General features: G+C 70.6%; 17 protein-coding genes. 6 read left to right on the top strand and 11 right to left on the bottom strand.

The window, feature by feature from the left end; translation table 11 throughout:
• Window positions 1-48: 48 nt before the first annotated feature.
• Window positions 49-780, bottom strand: a complete 732-nt coding sequence (locus tag CA12_RS20195; RefSeq protein ID WP_207622052.1) for a polysaccharide lyase family 7 protein — start codon at window positions 778-780, stop codon at window positions 49-51.
• A 154-nt stretch (window positions 781-934) separates the two neighbouring features.
• Between CA12_RS20195 and CA12_RS20190 the strand changes: the two genes are divergently transcribed.
• Entirely contained in the window at window positions 935-1,870 is a 936-nt protein-coding gene (locus tag CA12_RS20190) for a CHAD domain-containing protein (protein ID WP_145360932.1), read from the top strand.
• 146 nt (window positions 1,871-2,016) lie between these two features.
• Here the strand turns inward: CA12_RS20190 and CA12_RS20185 are convergent, their stop codons facing one another.
• On the bottom strand, window positions 2,017-2,433 hold the full coding sequence (locus CA12_RS20185; RefSeq protein ID WP_145360931.1) for an ester cyclase: 417 nt from the start codon (window positions 2,431-2,433) through the stop codon (window positions 2,017-2,019).
• A gap of 348 nt (window positions 2,434-2,781) precedes the next feature.
• On the opposite strand from CA12_RS20185, the gene CA12_RS20180 reads away from it, so the two are divergent.
• Window positions 2,782-3,768, top strand: coding sequence for a hypothetical protein (locus tag CA12_RS20180; RefSeq protein ID WP_145360930.1), 987 nt, complete (start codon window positions 2,782-2,784; stop codon window positions 3,766-3,768).
• A gap of 32 nt (window positions 3,769-3,800) precedes the next feature.
• On the opposite strand, the gene alaS is transcribed toward CA12_RS20180, so the two are convergent.
• The 9 genes from alaS to CA12_RS20135 form a co-directional block, all read right to left on the bottom strand.
• Window positions 3,801-6,470 (bottom strand): alanine--tRNA ligase, encoded by a 2,670-nt coding sequence (alaS, locus tag CA12_RS20175; RefSeq protein WP_145360929.1) that lies wholly within the window; start codon window positions 6,468-6,470, stop codon window positions 3,801-3,803.
• 158 nt (window positions 6,471-6,628) lie between these two features.
• The gene (locus tag CA12_RS20170; RefSeq protein WP_145360928.1) at window positions 6,629-8,056 is read right to left on the bottom strand and encodes a trypsin-like peptidase domain-containing protein; all 1,428 of its coding nucleotides are present in this window, start codon (window positions 8,054-8,056) and stop codon (window positions 6,629-6,631) included.
• 47 nt (window positions 8,057-8,103) lie between these two features.
• The gene (gene recA, locus CA12_RS20165) at window positions 8,104-9,129 is read right to left on the bottom strand and encodes a recombinase RecA (RefSeq protein WP_145361679.1); all 1,026 of its coding nucleotides are present in this window, start codon (window positions 9,127-9,129) and stop codon (window positions 8,104-8,106) included.
• A 129-nt stretch (window positions 9,130-9,258) separates the two neighbouring features.
• Complete coding sequence (locus CA12_RS20160; protein ID WP_145360927.1) at window positions 9,259-9,624, bottom strand: hypothetical protein; 366 nt, start codon at window positions 9,622-9,624, stop codon at window positions 9,259-9,261.
• A 131-nt stretch (window positions 9,625-9,755) separates the two neighbouring features.
• Complete coding sequence (gene cyaB / locus CA12_RS20155) at window positions 9,756-10,373, bottom strand: class IV adenylate cyclase (protein ID WP_145360926.1); 618 nt, start codon at window positions 10,371-10,373, stop codon at window positions 9,756-9,758.
• Between the two features lie 28 nt (window positions 10,374-10,401).
• Window positions 10,402-10,746 (bottom strand): DUF971 domain-containing protein, encoded by a 345-nt coding sequence (locus CA12_RS20150; RefSeq protein ID WP_145360925.1) that lies wholly within the window; start codon window positions 10,744-10,746, stop codon window positions 10,402-10,404.
• Between the two features lie 4 nt (window positions 10,747-10,750).
• Window positions 10,751-11,773, bottom strand: a complete 1,023-nt coding sequence (gene queG / locus CA12_RS20145; protein WP_165700890.1) for a tRNA epoxyqueuosine(34) reductase QueG — start codon at window positions 11,771-11,773, stop codon at window positions 10,751-10,753.
• A 102-nt stretch (window positions 11,774-11,875) separates the two neighbouring features.
• Entirely contained in the window at window positions 11,876-12,667 is a 792-nt protein-coding gene (yaaA, locus tag CA12_RS20140) for a peroxide stress protein YaaA (protein WP_145360923.1), read from the bottom strand.
• Window positions 12,668-12,947: 280 nt separating this feature from the next.
• A complete protein-coding gene (locus tag CA12_RS20135) occupies window positions 12,948-13,739 on the bottom strand; it encodes a hypothetical protein (RefSeq protein WP_145360922.1) in 792 nt (263 codons plus the stop codon).
• Between the two features lie 464 nt (window positions 13,740-14,203).
• Here CA12_RS20135 and CA12_RS20130 point away from each other — a divergent pair, with 464 nt between their 5' ends.
• From CA12_RS20130 to CA12_RS20115, 4 genes are all read left to right on the top strand, one after another.
• Window positions 14,204-15,877, top strand: a complete 1,674-nt coding sequence (locus CA12_RS20130; protein ID WP_145360921.1) for a sulfatase family protein — start codon at window positions 14,204-14,206, stop codon at window positions 15,875-15,877.
• A gap of 61 nt (window positions 15,878-15,938) precedes the next feature.
• Entirely contained in the window at window positions 15,939-17,126 is a 1,188-nt protein-coding gene (locus CA12_RS20125) for an MraY family glycosyltransferase (RefSeq protein ID WP_145360920.1), read from the top strand.
• Window positions 17,127-17,136: 10 nt separating this feature from the next.
• The gene (locus CA12_RS20120; protein WP_145360919.1) at window positions 17,137-19,386 is read left to right on the top strand and encodes an O-antigen ligase family protein; all 2,250 of its coding nucleotides are present in this window, start codon (window positions 17,137-17,139) and stop codon (window positions 19,384-19,386) included.
• 127 nt (window positions 19,387-19,513) lie between these two features.
• Window positions 19,514-20,827: a DUF1573 domain-containing protein gene (locus tag CA12_RS20115; protein WP_165700889.1), complete on the top strand. Its 1,314-nt coding sequence runs from the start codon at window positions 19,514-19,516 to the stop codon at window positions 20,825-20,827.
• The last annotated feature ends 103 nt before the right edge of the window (window positions 20,828-20,930 follow it).

The following is a 20,930-nucleotide window of genomic DNA, read 5'->3' as shown; positions in this document are numbered from 1 at the left end:
GCGGGGGGGCGAAGCGACCCGCGATCATCGGCGCCGGCCCGCCCGCGTTCAATTCGGCTCGGAATGCTCCGCCCGCAGCCGACTGACGACGACCTCCCCGTAGGCGTCCGCCGCGTCCCCCTTCGCCACGTTCGACTGCGTGTAGCAGCCCACCTTGAAGTAACAGCCCTTCGCCTTCACCGGCCACGACAGCTTGAGTTCGCCCTCGTACCAGACGCGGACCACGCCGTCCGCCGCCTCGATCTTCAACTCGAACGGCGTGCCGAGCCTGTAGTCGCCGTCCAGCGGCACGTCGCCGACGTCGTTCCGCTCCACGAACAGCTTACGGCCCTCCAACCGGACCATCAGCAGGTCGTCGTCGGCGTCGTGGATCTGGGCGCAGACGACGTGCGGCTTGACCGCCGGCAGGGCCGTCACGGCGAGCGTCGCCGTCAGCGTGTGCCGGCCGCCGTCGCCCGTGGCCCAGGCGGCCGGTTTCGCCCCGTCGGCGGTCAGCTCCCGCAGTTCGCAGCGGGGATAGCCGGAGTTCTTCGTCGTCCGCCCCCCGCACGGCGCCCGGAAGGCCACGCCCGACGGTTGGTCGCTGAGGAAGAAGAACCGCGGATCGACGAACGTCCCCAGTTCCCCCGCCGGCACCTCGTCCGGCGAGCCGGCCCGCGGGGTGTCGACCGGCAGGGTGAGCTTCCACCCGCCCAGGTCCAGCGCCGCCCCCGGCGTCGCCGGGGCGTCCCCCGTCGTGAACAGGCTGAGGGGCAGGACGAACACGAGCAGGGGCGACACGGCGAACGTCCGAGGGCGGGGGCGAGGCGACGACGCATCATCGCTTGGGGAGGTTCCCCGCAACAGCACGCCCGGCCCGGCGGGGGGCGTCGGATGCCGGTGAACCTACCCTGTCGGAGACGCCGCCCCCGCAAACCCGCCTGCCGACCTGCCCATGAGTTTCCAGTTCGAACCGAACGAACCCGTCGCCGACGGTCTGCGGCGGATCGCCCGGGAACAACTCGACAAGGCCCTCGCCGAGGTCGACGGCGCCGCCGGCGGCCCTGCGGACGCCGACCTCGCCGAGGCCGTGCACGAGGTCCGCAAGCGGGGTAAGAAGCTGCGGGCGCTGCTCCGCCTGGTGCGGCCGGCGTTCGGCGGGTACGCCGAGGAGAACGCCGCCGTCCGCGACGCGACCCGGCGGCTCTCCGCCCTGCGGGACGCGACGGCCGTGATCGAAACGCACGACCGCCTGATGGACCGCTATGAGGATTTCGTCCAGCGCCGGGCGTTCGGCCCGGTACGGGCGGCCCTGACCCGTCACCGCAAAGAACTCGAAGCCATCGAGCCGGATGGCCTGGACGCCGGCCCCCCCGTCTCCGAGCGCCTCGCCGCCGCTGGGGCCGATTTGCGAACGGTCCGCGACCGCGTCGACAGTTGGACGTTGAAGGAAGAGGGCTTCGACGCCCTCGCCGGCGGCTTCGCCAAAACCTACAAGCGGGCCCGCAGATCGATGGCCGCCGCCGTGGACCGGCCGACTCCCCAGCAGTTCCACCAGTGGCGAAAGCGGGCGAAGTACCACCGCTACCACCTCCGGCTGCTCCGCGACGTCTGGCCGGAAGCGTTGGGCCCCCGCCGGGACGAGGCGGTCCGGCTGTCGGATCTGCTGGGCCACGAGCACGACCTGACGGTCTACGCCGCGACCGTCCTCGACGCCCCCGACCCCCCGGCCCACGACCCCCGCCAGCGCGAAGTCCTCCACGGCCTGCTGCACGGCTCTCAGGAGGCCCTGCGGGCGGAGTCCCTCACGCTGGGCGAAACGCTGCTCGCCGAGAAGCCGAAGGCCTTCACCGGCCGCTTGGAAGCCGCGTGGGAGGCTTGGCGGGAATAGAGCGTGCTTCGGCTGACCGGAGCGGTACCAGCCCGGAGCGCAAGCTCCGGCGGTGCGTCGTTCGGCTCGCCGGCTGCGCCGACGGCCGATGCTTGCGCATCGGGCTGGTATTGAAGGCAATGCGGCGTGCGGAGCCCGCCCGGCCGTCACGGATTGGCCTTCTCCGCCAGCGTGCGGAGGACCTCCGGGATGTTGGAACTTTGCCAACCCACGCCGAGTCGGCCGTCGCGGACCTGCATCCAGGTGAGGCCGCGGAAGGAAGCCGCCTCGCCGGTCGCCGGGAACCCGAGCCCGTCGCCGGAGTGCGTGCCGACGGCGCTCCAGCGGACGACCGCCTGATCGCCCTCCGCGATGACCGCCTCGACCTGCACCTGCAGATCGGGGAAGGCGGCCACCATCGGCTCGTAGAATTGTTGCTTGAAGCCGTCCGGCCCCTGGACCGGCCCGTCGTCGCCATGGCAGACGCTGTCGGCGTCGACCAGTTCGTCGATGGTCTCGGCCCGGCGTTGAACCCAGACCTCCTCGAACCATCGCCGGGCGAGGGAACTTGTCTCCGTGGCCATCAGAACGCTCCCGAGGTGTGACCGGCCCCCCGACCCCGAGCCCGATTCTCCCGTCCCCCAACCGCCGCCGCCAGTTCCCCCGGCGCCCGGCGGCCACACCCGCTGGCGTGCCACTGGCGTCTCGCCGGTGAGTGTGACGTGGATGCCTTCCCGATGTCCCCCGCTTTCGATCCCAACCGAACGCACCGGCAGGGTGCTAGCACCACCCCGCCGATCGGGCACCGCTGGTTCTGGGACATCCGGGCAGTCGGCTATCGTCTCCCTCCCTTCTGTGCCAGCCACCCGCCTGGCTACACTACCGTCAATCTTTAATAATAACTCTGATTGTTCCTTTGAAGGAGTCCGCTGATGGCGATCACTGAAGCACCGTTTTCACGTGAGCAGGAACTGCAGGACTGGGTTTACGAGAATGCAACCGTCTTCTTCGGCGACTGCCTATTGATACCCGGGTTTCGTATCACGACACCCTCAGGGAAGCATGGGGTTCCGGACGGCTTTGCCTTTAACTTTCAAAGTAGAACGTGGTGGATACTTGAGTGTGAGCTACTGGGTCACGGCGTTTGGCCTCACATTGCGGAACAAATCACTCGATTTGTAGTTGCAGGGAGAAACGCTGGAACGCTGCGGCAGCTCAGGGACAAACTGTTTGAGGCTGTCGAAGAAGGCGGGCGCCAGGTCGAAGTCGCGAGTGCACTCGGTGCTGCGCCAACGCGGCTGTTTCAGAAGCTGGAGCTGTTTATCGAATCAGTCGCCCCGTCAATCGCTATATGTATCGATGAGGTGAATCAGGATCTTGAAGACTTCTGTGACGCCTTGGACGTCCCGACAGAGATCTATCGCGTCAAGAAGTTTCTCGTGAACGGGTCGGCGGAATACTATTCTCCGGACAAGAACGCTCCGGTTGTCGCTACTACCCCCGAGGAATCCTCCGGAACGGGAGTTTTCGACGCTGTGGAGCAGCTTGGGGGAGGGGAAATGATAAGCCGAAAGCTTAAATGCTACGCGTTAGAAGACGGGCGTGTCGTGAAGGTTCAGCAGTCAAAACTTCACGAACGGCAGCAGGTCTATTGGTATGGGATTAGCCCCGCGTCATATGTCGCGGCGAAGGGTGTTGGCTGTGCCGATTTTGTATTCATAATGGGCGACGACGGATTCGTCGATGTCCCTCTGGCAGTTGTCGATCGGTATATCGAGACGGCCTACGTGACAAACAACGCGGATGGTGCGGTTCGCCATCATCATGTTCACATATCACCCCCGCCCGGGGTGACGCTTAAAGGTTACGGGAATGCGGCGGACGTCGATGTGAGTGATGCGTTCTCAACTTGGAACTGATATTGCTCAGTTGAGTTTGCAGTGACACTCGCTCACTTGACCGACTCGCAACTATTCCGGATGTGGATGTGCGACTTTTTCAGGGCCTGCTCTAGAAACTCTGGCCGCTTGCCACCCGCCTCCGCCAAGTCCGGGCGGCCGCCGCCGCCGCCGCCGACCTCTTGGGCGGCGACCTTCACCGCGTCGCCGGCCTTCACGCCGAGCTTGACCAGGGCCGGGCTGACGGCGGCCAGCAGGGCGACCTTGCCGTCGACGACCGTGCCGAGGATCGCCGCGACCGGGGTGCCGGCCGCTTCGCCCTTCTTGCGGAGCGTGTCCGCCAGCGTGCGGAGGGCCTCGCGGGGGGCGCCGTTCAGGTCGTGGGCGATGATCTTCGCCGTCGTGCCGTCCGGCAGTGTGACCGTTTCGGCCTGCGCCAACAGTTCGTCGGCCCCGCCGGCGGCACTTTTGGCGGTCGCGGCGGCGAGCTGTTTGCGGGCCTCCTTTAATTCCTCCTGCAACGCCGTCACCCGGCCCGGCAACTCCTCCGGCTTGCCGGCCTTCAACAGGTCCGTCGCCTGCTTCAACACGGCCCCGGCTTCCCGGGCCTCGCGGATCGCCCGCGGACCCGTCACCGCCGTGATGCGACGCACGCCGGTGCCGACGCTCTCCTCGCTGACGATCCGGCACAGGCCCAGCTGCCCGGTGTTCGTGGCGTGCGTGCCGCCGCAGAACTCAATGCTGAACCCGCCGGCGTTCACCACCCGCACGCGGTCCGGGTATTTCTCGCCGAACAGCATCATGGCGCCGAGCGTTTTGGCCTCGGCGAGGTCCATCTCGTTCGTGTCGATCGACGAGCCCTCCATCACCCGCAAATTGATGCGGTCCTCGATCGTTTCCAGCTCCGCCGGGGTGACGGCCTGCCGGTGGGCGAAGTCGAACCGCAGCCGGTCCGGCTCGACCACGCTGCCGCGCTGGGTCGCGTCCTTGCCGATCGTCTCGTGCAGGGCGTGATGGAGCAGGTGCGTGGCGGAGTGCGCCCGCCGGATGGCCGCCCGGCGGTCGGCGTCGACGGCGGCCTGCACGTTCGCCCCGGCCGTCAGCGACCCGGCTTCGAGATGCCCGAGGTGCACCGTCAGCCCGCCCTGTTTCTGGGTGTCCGACACGCGGAACCGCATGCCGTCCGACATGATCGACCCCACGTCGCCCACCTGACCGCCGGCCTCGGCGTAGAAGGGGGTGCGGTCGAGGATCAGGCCGACCGGCTCGGCGTGGCCGACCTCGTCCAATGTGGGGACCAGCCGGCCCTGGGCGATCACGCCGAGGATCGTGGCGTCGGCTTCGGTGGCGTCGTAGCCGAGGAACACGGTTTCGCCGTGCTCCTTCTTGACGGCGTCGATCGGGCCGGCAGCCATCACGCTGTCCGCGAAGGCGCCGGTGCCGCTGGTCTTCTCGTGCTCGGACCGCAGCTCCTCGAACCGCTGGCGGTCCACGGAGAGGTTGTGCCGGGCGGCGAGGGCCTCGGTCATCTCGACCAGCACCCCGTAGGTGCCGTGCAGTTCCCAGGCGGCGTCGCCGTCGATGGCGTTCGCGCCCTGCTGCTGGGCCGCCTCGACAGCCCGGTCGAAGCGTTTGATCCCGCGGTCGACGGTGGAGAGGAAGCGTTCCTCCTCGGCCTTCACCGTGTCGACCGTGCTGGCGACGGTCTGCGTGAGTTCCGGGTAGGCGGCCTTCAGGCTGTCCACGACCGGCTGCACCAGCGAGTACAGGAACGGCTCGGTCCGGCCCAGCAGGTAGCCCTCCAGCGAGGCCCGCCGGAGGAGCTGTTTGACCACGTACTCTGCCATCGAGTTGCCCGGCCGGACGCCTTCGTGCACGGCCATCACCACGGCCCGGGCGTGGTCCGCGATGCGGCGGACGGGGCGGCCGGTTTTGGCGTCGTAGTCGTAGGGCACGCCGACGGCCTCCGCGGCGGCGTCGCAGAGCGGGCGGAGGGTGTCGATCTCGAAGTTCGCCTTCACGCCCTGCAGCACCGCGGCGGTGCGTTCCAGGCCCATGCCGGTGTCGATGTTCTTCGCCGGCAGGGGGATCAGGTTGTCCGGCGGGGCGCCCTTCCGCTCGAACTGGGTGAACACGAGGTTCCAGATCTCAGTTCCTTCCTTCGCCGGGTCGAAGCCCCCCGGGTGATGGAAGATCTCGCTGCACGGGCCGCAGACGCCGTCCGGGCCGTTGGTGGGGGCGCCGGCGGGCCAGAAGTTGTCGTGCTCCCCGTGCCGGCGGATGCGGGCCTGCTCCAGGCCGATCTCGTTCGCCCAGATGCCGGCGGCTTCGTCGTCCTCCTCGTAGACGGTGACGTTCAGCTCGTCCGGGTTCATCCCGAGCCATTTTTTGGAGGTGAGGAACTCCCACGCCCAGTGGATCGCCTCCCGTTTGAAGTAATCCCCGAACGAGAAATTGCCCAGCATCTCGAAGAACGTGTGGTGCCGGGCGGTGACGCCGACGTTCTCGATGTCGCCGGTGCGCAGGCACTTCTGGCTGGTGACGGCCGATTTGAAGTCCGGCTTGCCGAGGCCGAGGAACTCCGCCTTGAACTGGTTCATCCCGGCGGGGGTGAACAGCACGGTGGGGTCGTCCTTGGGGACGAGCACATCGCTGGGGCGGCGGACGCAGCCTTTGGCCTCGAAGAAGTCGAGGTAGGCGGCGCGGAGGTCGTCGGTCTTCATCAGGCTTCGCTTCGCCGTCGCCGCCGGTGCGTCGGAAGGATCGTTCGGCGGGTTCGTCAGGCAGTGGGGGGCTCGGGCGGGGCAGGGTACCCGCGGAGGGGAACGCTCCCAACGCCGCCGGCCGATTGGCCGCGGGGAACCGGGCGGCCCGGGGGACTTCAGGGCAGCGTCGCCGCCGTGCCGTCGGACAGCCGCACCGCCACGGGGCCGGGCGTCTCGGCGACGCGGGCGGCGAACTCCGCGGGGGAGGCGATCGGCTGACCGTTCACCGCCTCGATCCGATCGCCGACGCGGACAACCCGCCGCCCCAGCGGGTTCGCGTCCGCAACCGGGAGGGCGTCCGCCGCGACGATCAGCGCCCCGGTCGGCAATGGCTCGCCGGGCGGGGTGAGGGCGGCGGCGGTGGGCCAGTCCACCCGCAGGCCCCGCACCGGCAGACCCCGCGGCTCCGTGGCGACCGCCGGCCACCCGCCGGCGGCCCGCCCGGTCGCGGCCGCGACCAGGGCGACGGCGACGCTCCGCCGCACGCCGGTGCGGGGGACGATCGCCTCCAGCGTCACCGTGGCCCCCGGCGGGGTGAGAGCGGTGAGCCGCACCAGATCCGCCGCGGACGACACCGGCGTCGACACGCCGCTCTCGTCGGTGAAGCCGACGATCCAGTCGCCCCGCCGCAGCCCGGCCCGCTCCGCCGGGCTGTTTCCACGGACGTCCTCTAAGGATGCCGCCCCGGCCGCGGCCTCCCCCGGCAGGACGGCGGCCGCGGCGTCCGCCGTGACGGACGCCGGTTCGACCCCCAGCAGCCCGTAGCCGACCGCCTCCCCGGCCAGCAGCGCCTCGACCACGCGACGAAACTCGCCGGTCAGCGGGAGCATCCGCGGCGGCAGGGCGTCCCCGGCCTCCGGTTCGATTAGCAACCCGACCAACGCTCCGTCCGCGTCGAACGCTCCGCCGCCGGAGGCGCCCGGGGGCGGGGGGGGATCGAGGTCCGCCAGCGTCCCGAACGCGTGCAGCACGCCGGGGCCGGGGTCGTCGCCGACCCAGTCCCGCCCGCCGCCCGCGGCGGCGGCAGGATAGGAGCGTCCAAAGCCGGCGACGGCGCGGGGCACGGCGGCGTTCGACCCGTTCTCGCTCCGGTGCAAGATGCAGATCGTCTCGCCGAGCTCGGGACCGGCGCCCTCGGCCAGACGGGCCGTCGGGAGGTCGGAGAACGCCCCCGGCTCCACGGGGACGAACGCCGCCAGCCCGCTGTGGGGATCGGCGGCGAGCACGGCGATCGGCGTCGAGCGGCCGTCCGGCAGTCGCACGACGGCGCGGACGTCTCCCGGCAAGCGATCCGCTCCGACCGATTCGGCGGCCGTCGGGGCGAAGGCCGCGGCCCGGAAGGTCGTCAGCAGGGCCGGCTCGCCGCCGGGACGGGCCAGCAGCACGCCGGATTGCTCCGCGAGCATCTCCTCCCCCGCCGCCCCGAACAGGCCGGCCGGCCGGGCGAACGGTCGGCTCACCCGCACCGCCAGCACGGCGTCGCCGACCCCCGCCTCGGAGCAGGGCGGGGCGAGCAGCGCGGCGGAGAGGAGCAGCAATGACACCGCAGCGATCCTCGGTCAGGGCTCGGCGGACGGGCGGAACGCGACGGTCACTCCGCCTCGACCGCGTGGAGCTCCTCGGCGTCTTCGCCCTGATTCTCCGGGTCGCCGAACCCGCGGGCCTTCAGCACGCCAGCCCGGAGTTCCGCCGCGATGTCCGGATTCTCGACCAGGTACTCTCGGGCCCGCTCGCGGCCCTGACCCATACGGTTCTCGCCGTGGCTGAACCACGAGCCGCTCTTCTGGATCAGCTTGTCCTCGACGGCGAGGTCCAGCAGGTCGCCCTCGTAGGAGATGCCGGTCTCGTTCAACATGTCGAACTCCGCGATGCGGAACGGCGGGGCGACCTTGTTCTTAACGACCTTCGCCTTCATGCGGATGCCGGTCGTCACGTCGCCGTCCTTCAGCGTCGCGATCCGCCGCACGTCGATCCGTACGGAGGAGTAGAACTTCAGCGCTCGCCCGCCGGGGGTGGTCTCCGGGGAGCCGAACATCACGCCGATCTTCTCGCGGATCTGGTTGATGAAGATCACCGTGCATTTGCTGCGGGAGATGGCGCCGGTGAGCTTGCGCATCGCCTGACTCATCATGCGGGCCTGCAACCCGACGTGGCTGTCGCCGATCTCCCCGTCCAACTCCGCCTTGGGGGTGAGGGCGGCGACGGAGTCGATTACGACCACATCGACGGCGTTGCTCTTGATGAGCATCTCCGCGATCTGAAGCCCCTCCTCGCCGTAGGTCGGCTGGGAGACGAGCAGGTCCTCCAGGTTCACGCCCAGCCGCTTCGCCCAACTGGGGTCGAGCGCGTGCTCAGCGTCGATAAAAGCAGCGACGCCGCCGTCCCGCTGGGCGTTGCCGAGGACGGACAGCGCCAGGGTCGTCTTGCCGCTGCTCTCCGGGCCGTAGATCTCGACGATGCGGCCCTTCGGCAGCCCGCGGCCGCCGAGGGCGAGGTCCAGCGAGAGCGCCCCCGTCGGGATGCCGGGGATGCCGGCGTTGCCGGAGTCCTTGTTCAGCCGCATGATCGAGCCTTCGCCGAAGGCCTTTTCGATCTGCCCCATGGCGTTGGAGAGCATCTTGGCGGTCTCCTCGGCGTTGCCGCGGCCGTTGCGGCTGGGGACGTTCTTCACGCGATTCTTAGCCAACGGTTCAGCTTTCGGCGGGGGGAGCAAGCAGACGGAGAGGGGCGAAGCCGGGAAACGGCCTCAGGCGGCGGTGCGAGTGTACCGACGGTCGGCGGCGGCGTCCGCCGGGGCGACGGCGGGGGTCGGCGCGTCGAACGGCGGGAACGGCAGCCGGCCGTCGCTCCGCCGCGGAGCGGCGGCCGTGCGGGCCGGGGCGGCCTTCAAGCCGTCCAGCTTCGCTCGCATCGCCCGGGCGGCGTCGCGGGCCGTGGCGACCTCGGCCGGGGTGGCGTTCAGCTTCGCCGCCACGAAGGTGATGAAGTCCACCCGTCGCTCTTCGCCCGGCGACGGGAACAGCGACCGGGTCGAACCCGCCGGGCGAGCGCCCCCGGCGCCGCGGGCGACGGGACGGCGGGCACCGGAGCGGGGGGCGGAGAGAGCGGGCATCGGTCTTCCATCCGTCGGGGAGAGAGGCCGCACGGGCGACCACCACTGAACAGGCGGATGGTATTGATGCGTTCAGTGACTCGCAACTACGAAAAGCGGGCGCCGGCTGAAAAAAACTGAACAAAACCGCACTAGGTTTTGCACCCCCCATCGGTGGGGGTTTCCGACTGTTCGAGCAACAAGCCGAGGTAGCTGCGGCGCTCGCTGGCGCGCAGCCCGAGGTCCGCCGCGAACGCCAGCAGGGCCGTCCGGGCACTGCTCAGCGAGCCGTCGTCCGCGGACGTCTCGATCTCCAGATACTCGCCTAACCCCTCCACGGCGTCGCGGGTCACCTCATAGTTGCGCTGCGCCGCGTCGTCCGCCTCGACGACGATCTCCGCCGTCCGGCGGGTTTTCGTCACCGTGAACACCTCACGGAAGCCGAGGCGGCGGAGGGCCTCGGTGAGCGCGTGCACGTTGTTCGGCCCCGCGGCGAGCTTCGGTTCGAACTCCACCCGGGTTTTCGTGTCGGCGTCGACCTTCGGTCCCTTGTAGGTCATGCGGCCGTGCGGCACGCCGTCGGCCCCGGTCACGATCCGTACCCGCAGGGCTTCGTCCGTCTCGGCGAAGTCGCGGACGGGGTGATTGTAGTAGACGTCGACCTGCGTGACCGGCTCCCCAAACGCGGCGCCGCGGTTCGCCAACGCCTGCAGCACGGCGTCGCGGTCGCCGCCGGGGGGCAGGGGGAACTTCAGTTCGACTTCGTACATGCGTGGGCGGCCCGGTGAGCCGGGCGAATCAGGCGGCGTGCGCCGCGGCGGCGATCTCGCGGAGGTAGCGCCAGGTGAACAGGCCGGTGTCGTGCCCGCCCTGCCACGTCACCCGCAGGGCGTAGTTGCCGGCGAGGGCCACCTCCTGCGGGGCGATCGTCTCCGGCACCGTCGCCGGATCGAGCAGCCGCCGGCCGGTCGTCTCCGAGACGCACACCGCACAGGGGCAGGCGAGCCGCAGCGCGCGAAACGGCACCTGCGCCGACAGATCCGGCCATTCGAGTTCCAACACCCGCTCGGCGCCGTGAACGCGGACGGCGGTGGGCGGGCCGGCGTCGCCGGGGCGGGCGTCGGGCGAGAGAGCGGGGGGCATGCGGTCAGTTTACTCCGGCACCGTTCGACTCGCCTGTCTCCCAATCGGGAGTCCGCTCGGGAGTCGCGCGGGAGACATTGACTCCCGCGTTCCGCAGCACGTTCTCCGCGTTGCGACGGAGGCCGTCGGGGCCGGGGCGCTCCAGCGGGGTGCCTTTGAAGGCAGCCCGCAGTTCCTCGTCGCTCATCGCGGCGATGGCGGCGGCGTTGGCGGGGGCGAGGTCCGGGCGGGGGGCGAACGCCCGGTCGTTCGTCCGTTGCGGCTTGCGGTTCCAGGGGCAGACCTCCTGGCAAATATCGCAGCCGAACAGCCAGTCGCCGCAGCCCTCCTTCAGGTCGTCCGGGATCGGCTCCTTCGACTCGATGGTGAGGTAGGCGATGCAGCGGCGGGCGTCGAGCACGTGCGGGCCGACGAAGGCGTCGGTCGGGCAGGCGTCCAGGCAGGCCGTGCAGGTGCCGCAGTGCGAGGATTCGTGCGGCGGGTCGTACTCCAGCACGGCGTCCGTGAGGATCGCCGAGAGCAGCAGGTAACTGCCGGCCCGCTTGTTGAGCAGCAGGGTGTTCTTGCCGAACCACCCCAGGCCGGCACGGCGGGCGAAGTCCCGTTCCAGGAGCGGGGCGGTGTCCACGACGGTGCGGGTGCGACCGCCGGGGCACTGTTCGTGGAGCAGGGCGGCGAGCGGCTTCATCCGCTTGCGCAGCAGGTCGTGATAGTCGACCCCGCCGCGGGCGTAGCGGGCGACCTTGCCGAAGCCGGGCGGCGGGGCGAGGGCCTCCGGCGGATCGGGGGTGTGGTAGCTCGCGGCGAGCATCACCACGCTCTTCACCCCCGGCAGCACGCCGTCCGGGTGGGCGTAGGCGTCGCGGCGGCGTTCCAGGTAGCCCATCTCGCCGTGGAGGCCGCGGTCGAGCCACTCCGTGAGGGCGTCCAGCGTGTCCGGCCGGGCGGCGGGGGCGACGCCGCAGAGGTCGAAGCCGAGTTCCTCCGCCTTCTGTTTCAGGGCGGCGGTGAGGGGGGCGGCGTTCACCCGGGCAAGGGTAGCCGGCGAGCGGGTGGCGTCAGCCCCTCGAGCCAGGTGCCGCAAAGGTGGACCCACAAAAGCACGGGGGGCTGACGCCCCCTCGCTCGCCTAGGCTCTTCGCCGGGTGAAGACGGGGGCGTCCGGCTGCGACAGATCCGGCTGATAGCGAAAGCCGAGGCCGTCGAACTCCGGCAGGCGGTCCGGGGACGTGACCCGCTCCCGCACGACCCAGCGGGCCATTGCCCCGCGAGCCTGCTTGGCGAACAGGGCGATCATCCGCGGCGGGCCGTCGTCCCGCTCTTCCTTGAAGGCCGGCGTGATCGTTCGCACGTCCGGCAGCGGGGCCGCCTTGGCGTACTCGCGGGAGGCGAGGTCCAGCAGGACGGGTTCGTCGCCGAACGCGGCGAGATCCCTCCGCAGCCGTTCGGTCAGCTCCTCGCCCCAATATTCGTACAGCGTGCCGGGGCTTCGCTTCGTGGCCTGCGGGAACCTCGTCCCCATCTCCAGCCGGTAGGGCTGAACGCGGTCCAGCGGGCGGAGCACGCCGTATAGGCCGGAGAGAATCCGCAGTCGCTCCTGGGCGAAGGCGAGGTCGTCCGCGGTCCAGTCGTCGGCGGCGAGGCCGTCGTAGACGTCGCCGCGGAAGGCCCGCACCGCCGGGACGCTGTTCGTCTCAGTGAACGGTCGGGACCACGTCTTGAACCGGGCGTGGTTCAGTTCGGCCAGTTTGTCGCTGACGCCCATCAGCGCGGCGAGCTTCGGCTTCGAGAACTGCCGCAGCCGTTTGACCAGCCGTTCCGAGCGGTCCAGCAGGCCGGGTTCGGTCGCCGTGACGCCCTCCGGCAGCGGCGGCTCGGGCCGCTCGGCGAGCGTTTTGGAAGGGGAGAGCGTCAGCAGCACGGGACTCGTCCGTCAACACCAAATCTCGGCGCCGAATCAGGCGCCGCAAAGCAACGCGGGCGACCGCCGGGACTCTCGCGGGAGAGGGTTCCGGCGGCCGCCCGCGGGTCGGGTCGACCACTCACACCAACCGTTTCGGGCGGCGGAGGGGGTCTTCATGATCCCGCACGGAGAGATTTCGGACCCCAACGAAAGAGGCCCGGGGGCCGGCTGACGGGGGGGAAAACTTCACTCGACTTTCGCGGAGACGTGCGCCGTTCGCCGCACCCGTCCCGGTCGCCTAGCGACTGTGGGGGGGCAGGGGGGAGTCGTCGTCCTCGTCGGTGCCGAAGCCGCCGTCGAAGGTGTGGAGGTCCCAGTCCCGCGGGCGACCGGGCTCCATCGCGTCGGCGTCCGCGGCGAAGTCGCCGCCCTGATCGGCGTCGTCCAGCAGCAGGCGGGCGTCGTCGGCGTCTTCGGGCGAGAAGGGACCCTGACCGCCCCAGCCGTCGCCGCCCCACAGGGTAGGGCCGAACTCGGCGCTCTCCGAATGGTCGGCGGCGTCGCCGAAGTCTTCGGCGTCGGTCCAGGCGGTCTCTTCCGCCTCGAACTCCTCGGCGGCGGCCTCGGCGGGGTCGAGGTCGCTGAGGTACCGCATCCGGTCGGCGGCGGCCTGGGGGGTGACGCCGGCGTCCGGATCGAAGCCGGGGGGCACGCCGTCGTCGTCGCCCCACAGATCGGTCACGTCGGCGAGGGCGTCCAGGCCGGTCGCCCGGAAGCACTCCGTCAGGCTCTCGTAGGCGGCCCGGTTCCAGGGGGCGGGGATGGCCTCGGCGGCGCGGGCGAGCGGTTCGAGGGCGTCCTCGTGCCGGTCGTCCGCCATCAGGGCCTGACCGATCAGGTAGTCGCGGGCACTGTCCAGCGGGCCGGCGTGCTCCACCTTCTCCAGTTCGGCCAACGCGGCGCCCGGCAGACCGAGCTGCAGGTAGCCGTCGGCCGCCATCAGGCGGCGGACCGTTTTGCTGGAAAGCGTGTGGGCGGCGAGGGCTTCCACGACGGCGTGATCGGCGGAGAAGTCGGCGGCGAGCGTCATCGGTTCAGCCTGGGTTCGGCGGTCCGGGGCGGGCCGGAAAGGGATCGAGCGGGTGGCTCAGGGATGAGCGGGTGGCTCGGGCGGCCCGTCCGACTCCGTGTGTCGGACGGGAAGACACTGACGCAACCGCCGTGCCGGCGGCGCGTGAATCCGCCGGAACAGGACGGACGACCCGCAATCCGCCAGTTTTCGTGGCGTTCGGCGGCGCCCGGGGGCCGGCATGCGATCCGGACGATTCCCCAAAGGGTGCCACGGGCGCGAAGCGTCTTGCAACTTTGGACCGCACTTCCGTCTCGTCGCCCCGAAATTGGCCGTGAATTGGCAGAAAGCGGACGGTCCGCGGAACGGTCCGTCCGGCCGCCGCCGGCTGGTTCCGCGGCGGCCGCGCCGGTTGTGCCCCGTTCGCCGACGGATCAGGATGGCCGACCGCGTCTTTCGCCCCGCGTCCGTTCGGATCCGTGCCCATGAACCGCCTGCCCGCTCGTCCCTCCGTTCCGGCGTCGAGGTCGATTCGCCTGCTCCTGGCCGCGGTCGCCGTCGCGGCGACCGCTCCGTTCGCCGCCGCCGCCCCGGAGGCCGACGCCGCGGCGAAGCGGCCGAACGTGGTGTTTATCTTCAGCGACGACCACGCCGCGCAGGCGATCAGCGCCTACGGCTCGCGGATCAACCAGACCCCGAACATCGATCGCATCGGGGCGGAGGGCATGCGGTTCGACCGCTGCTATTGCACGAACAGCATCTGCGGACCCAGCCGGGCGGTGATCCTCACCGGCAAGCACAGCCACCTCAACGGCTTCCAGCAGAACGGCGACCGCTTCGACGGCAGTCAGCAGACCTTTCCGAAACTGCTCCAGCAGGTCGGCTACCAGACGGCGCTGATCGGCAAGTGGCACCTCGGCAGCGAACCGACCGGGTTCGACTACTCGGACGTCCTCCGCGGGCAGGGTCACTACTACAACACCCCGTTCAGCAAGAACGGCGGCCCCTTCGAGGTGCAGGAGGGCTACGTCACCGACGTGATCACGGACAAAACCCTCACTTGGCTGAAGGGCGAGGACGGCGCCCGCGACACGGAGAAGCCCTTCTTCCTGATGTTCCAGCACAAGGCCCCGCACCGCGAGTGGGAGCCCGGCCCGGATCACCTGACGATGTACGACGACGTCACGATCCCGGAGCCCGACAGCCTGTTCGACGACTACGACGGCTATCCCGGCCGCAGCGACGCCGCCCGTCAGCAGGACATGACGATCTCCCAGACGACGACGCAGAGCGACCTGAAGTTGACCCCGGGGAAGCGTCGCATGAACGACGAGCAGTGGGCCAAGTGGCAGGCCGCCTACGGCCCGAAGAACGAGGCGTTCCAGCAGGCGAACCTGACCGGCAGGGACCTCGTGCGGTGGAAGTACCAGCGGTACGTCAAGGACTACCTCCGCTGCGTCGCCGGCGTGGACGACGCGATCGGCGAGGTGCTGGACTACCTGGACGAGTCGGGTCTCGCGGAGAATACGATCGTGATCTACTCCAGCGACCAGGGCTTCTACCTCGGGGAGCACGGCTGGTTCGACAAACGGTTCATGTACGAGGAGAGCTACCAGATGCCCCTGCTGGTCAAGTGGCCCGGCGTCACGAAGCCCGGCTCGGTCGACAAGCACCTCGTCAGCAACCTCGACTTCGCGGAGACCTTCCTGGACTTCGCCGGGGCCGACATCCCGGAGGACATGCAGGGGGTGAGCCTCGTCCCGCTGCTGAAGGGCGAGGACCCGGCCGACTGGCGGGACGCTCTGTACTACCACTACTACGAGTTCAACCCGGACCGCCGCACGGTGCACGCCGTCCGCCGGCATAACGGCGTGCAGACGGACCGCTATAAGCTGATCCACTTCTACAACCTCGGGCAGTATGAACTGTTCGATCTGGAAAAAGATCCGCAGGAGATGAACAGCGTCGCCGAGGACCCCGCCTACGCCGAGGTCCTGGCCGGGTTGAAAGCGAAGCTGATCGAACTGCAGGCGGAGTACGAGGTGCCCGACGACGCCGGCAGCGTGCCGGCGATGCCGGAGTGGCTGGAGCAGGACCTCAAGCGGAAGGCTGACGACCGGCAGAAGGAAACGCAGACCGAAACCAAGGCGGCCGCGTGACCGGGCGTCCCGCTCCCGATCGACCGGCTCCGGCCGGTTTTGAACCCTGCGGATGGCGCCGATGACGGCGTTCGTCCTGCTGACCTTCGCCGTCGCGCTGATCCTCAGCGCGGCGGCGACCGGGTTGATGCGTCGGCTGGCCCCCCGGTGGGGGCTGGTCGACGCCCCGGACGCCGCCCGTAAGGTCCACACCACGCCCACGCCTCTGGGCGGGGGGGCGGCGGTCTGGTTCGCCGTGATCGCCCCGTTGCTGAGCGGCGTGGCCGTCGCCGCCGCGGTGCGGCAGGGTTGGCTGCCGGAGTCGATCGTGCCGACGGCGCTGCGGCCGCACCTTGCCGGAACGGAGGCGAAGCTGGCCACGCTGCTGGCCGTCCTCGGCGCCGGCAGCGTGCTCACCGCGGTGGGGCTCTGGGACGATCGCCGCGGCCTGCCGTGGGGCTGGCGGTTGCTCGTGCAGTTCGCCTGCGCCGGGATCGTGGTGGCGGCGGGCGTGCGGTTCAGCCTGTTCCTGCCGGGCCTGTCGGGTCGGATCGCGGCGACGACGCTGACGGTCCTCTGGCTGGTCGTGCTGACGAACGCCTTCAACTTTCTGGACAACATGAACGGCCTGTGCTCCGGCACCGCGGCGATCGCGGCGGCGGTGCTGGCGACGATCATGCTGGCCTCCCTGCCGCGGCCGCACTGGTTCGTCGGGGCGATGGCCCTGACGCTCTGCGGGGCACTGATCGGCTTCCTGATTCACAACTGGGGCGGCCGGATCTTCCTCGGCGACGCCGGCAGCACCTTCGTCGGGTTCATGCTCGCCGCCTGCTGCGCCCTGGGCACCTTCTACGAGGCCCCGGTGCAGGGCGAGGGGGCCGGTATCCACGGCTTCGGGAACCACGTGATCTTCGCGCCGCTGTGCGTCCTGGCGGTCCCGCTGTACGACTTCGCCACGGTCCTCACCATTCGACTGCGGGACGGGGCGAGCCCCTTTCGGCCGGACCGGAACCACTTTTCCCACCGGCTGACCGATCGCGGGCTCTCCAAACGGGGGGCGGTGAAGACGGTCTGGCTGTGCACGCTGGTGACGGGGCTGGCCGGGTTGCTGCTCTACCGGGTGGACGGGTGGGTCGGGGCGTCGCTGTGCGTGGCGGTCGTCGCCGGGGTGCTGGGGATCGTGGCGGTGCTGGAGTTCTCCACCCGCCGCGGCGGGGCGGCGATGCCCGGCCTGGTCCCCCGACCGCCCGGCGACGGCGCCGCGGAGTGAGTTCGTTCCCATGACCGGTCCGGCCGCCGAGCGAGTCCCCAACCCGGCCCCGCCGGCGGGCGGCGACCCCTGGCTCGGCCCGCTGCGGGTCGCGGCAGGGTTGAGCGTCGCCGGCCGGTTCCTCGTGCCGACCGAGGCGACGCTGCTGGGCCTGACCCCCGGCGACGCCGCGGCGGACGGGTGGTTGTCGACGCTCGCCCTGCTGGCGTTGGGGCTCTTCGCTTTTCGATCCTGGCGCACCGGTGGCGGCGTGCGGTGGGGGCGGTGCGAGAGTTTGCTGGTGGGGCTGGTCCTCGCCCATGCCGTCGCCGCGGCGCCGATCTTCTGGGAGGGCGGGCCGCGGCGGGCGGCGGCGGAGACGGTCTTCAACTGGGCCGGCCTCGCGGCGACGGCCGTGCTGCTCCGCGGTCTTTGGCGGCCGGGCGACCGCGTGCGATTCGCGGCGCTGGCCGTCGCCTGCGGCACGGCGGCGGCGGCGGTCGGGGCGTGGCAGGTGGCTGTCTCCCTCCCGGCCTCGCGGGCGGCGTATCTCGAGGCGAGGGAGCAGGCGGCCGCTCCGGACGCCGCCGTCCGCGCCGCCGCCCGCGCCCGCCTCGCCGCGATGGGCGTGCCGGAAGACCCCGCCGGCCGCAAACGGTGGGAGGATCGTTTGTTGGGATCGCGGGAGCCGTTCGGGCCGTTCTCCCTAGCGAACACCCTCGCCGGCGTGTTGTTGGCCGCGGCGCTGCTGCTTCCGGCGGTGATCCGGAAGGAGCGCACGAGCCTCGTCGTTGCCGGACTGGCGACGGCGCTGCTGGTCGGCGTGCTGCTCCTCACGAAAAGCCGCACCGGCTACGTCGGCTTCGCCGCGGGAGGTTTGACGTGGGCCGCCCTTCGCTGGGGCCGTGGGGCGGGGCGGGGGGCCGGGCGAAAGTGGCTGCTCGGGGCCGGCGTCGCCGGGGGGCTGCTCCTGCTCGGGGTCGGCGGGGCCGTGCTGACGGGGCAACTCGACCGGGAGGTGATTTCCGAAGCCCCGCGGTCCCTCACCTTCCGCCTGCAATATTGGACCGGCACGCTGCGGGCGCTCGCGGAGCGGCCGCTGCTGGGGACCGGTCCGGCGAACCTGCGGCCGTTCTATCTACTTCACAAGGAGGCCGCCGCCAGCGAGGCGATCGCCGCCCCGCACAACTTCGTACTGGACCTGTGGACCAGCGGCGGGCTGCTCGCCCCGCTGCTCGCCGCGGCGCTGGCCTGGTGCGGCGTTACCCGGTGGCGCTCGGCGCCGGTCTCTACGCCGGACGAGGCGGGAGGAGAGGGAGAAGAGGCGACGCCCAACTGGGATCCGCTGTTCGTGGGGGCGCTGGCGGCGTTCGGGCTGATCGGGGCGTTCGGGGGGCTGCTGGGGCCGGTGGCGGACCTGACTCCCGATCTGAACCCGTGGATCTACGCTGTCGTGCGGGGGTGGAACTGGGCGATCCTGCTCGCCGCGGCGCCGGCGGCGGCCGTGCTGTGGGTCTGCGGGCGGCCTCGCAGGGTGAACAGTAGAACCGGGCCGGCCTGGGCGGCGGCGTGCGTCGGCCTGGCGGTGCACCTGCTCGGGGCGGACGGGGCGGAGTTCCCCGCGATCGTCGTCCTGTTCCTGCTCGCCCTCGCCGCGGCTCCGGTCTCGGCGGAGGAACCCTCGGAACCGCGGCGGCGGGCGTCGCTGGTCGTGGCCGTCGTCGCGGCCCTGCTGGCCGCGATCGGGCTGTGGTTCGTGCTGTTGCCGGGGCGAACGGCGGGGGCGCTGATCGAAACCGCCGAGGCGGAGGCCGCCCGGGGCCGCGACCCACGGGGCACGCTGATGCGGGCGGACGCGACCGACCCGCTCTCGGACGCCGCACTTATGGCACTCGCGGAGTCAGCGACCGCACAGGCGCTCGTCAATCCCTCGAGCGGCCTCCGGACCGAAGCGGTCGCCCTGTGGAAAGAGGTCCTCTCCCGGCGCCCGCGGGAGGGACGGGCGTATCAGCGTCTCTCCGACGTGTACGGCTCGGCCGGCGACTGGCCGGAAGCGTTGGAAGCCGCCCGGGCGGCCGTGGCGCTCGATCCGTCCGCCGCGGCGCCGTGGGCTCGGCTGGCGGAGTCCGCGGCCGAGGCCGGCGACATGGCGACGGCTCAGGCGGCCGCCCGGGCGGCACTGGAGCGGGACGCCGTCACCCGGTCCGCCGGCCATGCAGACCGCGTTCTGCCGGACGAGGTTGTGGAGAACCTGCGCCGCAGGCTGTCCGCGGGCGACTGATCCGCGGTCGGGGGTCTATGATGCCCGTCCAACGCCCCCGCCCGCGGCGGCGTATCAGCTTCGGACGCCGTTCGCGCCGTCCCGCGTTCCTGCCGTCTCCCGTCCTCGCCCGTCGCTTTCGCTTCCCATGAACGTGCTCGCCCGCATCGCCCTCGTCGCCGCGATCGTGGTCGCGGTCGGGGCCGGCCTCTATTACTTCCTCGAGGCCCCGATAGCCGGCCGGATGGTGGACGAGTCCACCGAGGAAGTGCCGGGCTTCGCGAAGAAAGACGTCCGCTTCCTGCAACCGGACGTACGCCCCGCGGCGACCGGTCCGCACCCGAAGATCGAAGTCGAGGAACCGCAGTACGACTTCGGCACCGTCGCCCTCGGCGAGAGCGATTCGCACACCTTCGTCGTGAAGAACGTCGGCGAGGCGGACCTGATCCTCGGCGAACCGATCACCACCTGTAAGTGCACCGCGCCGGAGGCCGGCACCGGCAAGCCGATTCCCCCCGGCGAATCCACCACCGTGACCCTCACCTACACGCCGGAGAAGGTCGCCAACGAGTTCGCCCAGCGGGCCTTCATCCACACCAACGACCCGGCCGACCCGCGGCTCGAACTGGAGGTGCACGGCAGCGTGGAGGAACTGCTCCGGGCGTTCCCGAGCAGCATGCTGGACTTCGGCGTGGTGGACGGGAAGGAGTCGGTCACGAAATCGTTCAAGGTGCTTTCCCGGCTGCGGGACGAGATCAAGGTGACGGGGACGGAAAGCGCCTCGGACTACCTGAAGGTCACCACCAGCCCGGCCGATCTCTCCGAACCGATCAATCCGGGCGAGGAAGAGTCGGAGGACGTGCCGGAGGAGGAGCGCCGTCCGGCGCCGAAGTCCGCGGCGGAACTGGGGTTCACCGGCGGGATCGTCGTCACCGTCGAGTTGCTGCCCGGTATGCCGATCGGCCGGTTTCGGGAGACGGTCGCCGTGAACTTCGACGAGGCCCCGCCGGACCCGCAGCGGGCGGCCGAGGGCAAGATCGCCGTCGACTACAGCAACATGAAGGCCGAAGTGGTCGGCACGGTGCGGGGGCCGTTTGCTTTCGTCCCCGTGCAGCGGGAGAACCAGAAGTTCCTGCCCAGCGCGTTGGCCTTCGACCTGGGAGCGTTCTCGGCGGACGAGGGCGCCAAGGGCACGCTGCAACTGTTCGTGGACGGCATGGAGGAGCCGCTCGAACTGACCGACATCCAGAGCACGGAAAAGTACGTCCAGCTTGAGGTGCGGCGCGACCCGAGCTTCTCCGTCGAGAGCGGCCGGCAGAAGCTGTTCCTGGACTTCGTCGTGCCGCCCGGCTCCCCGCCGGCCCAGCACATCCGCAAGGGGAAGGTGATCGTCACGGCGAACACCAACCACCCGGACGGCCGCAAGTTGCAGTTCTTCATCGAGATGGCCTCCTACCGCTGAGCCGGTCCGTCGTCGGCGACCGCGTCGTCTCAGACAGGGACGCGGCCGCGGCGATGCGGCGTCGGTCCGGGGGTTGACCGACGCCGGCTGCGATTCGATACCC

Origin of the sequence: Alienimonas californiensis (assembly GCF_007743815.1) — a bacterium.
Classification (GTDB): domain Bacteria; phylum Planctomycetota; class Planctomycetia; order Planctomycetales; family Planctomycetaceae; genus Alienimonas; species Alienimonas californiensis.
The sequence above is the reverse complement of the archived record's forward strand: the minus strand, read 5'-3'. Positions and strand labels throughout refer to the sequence as shown.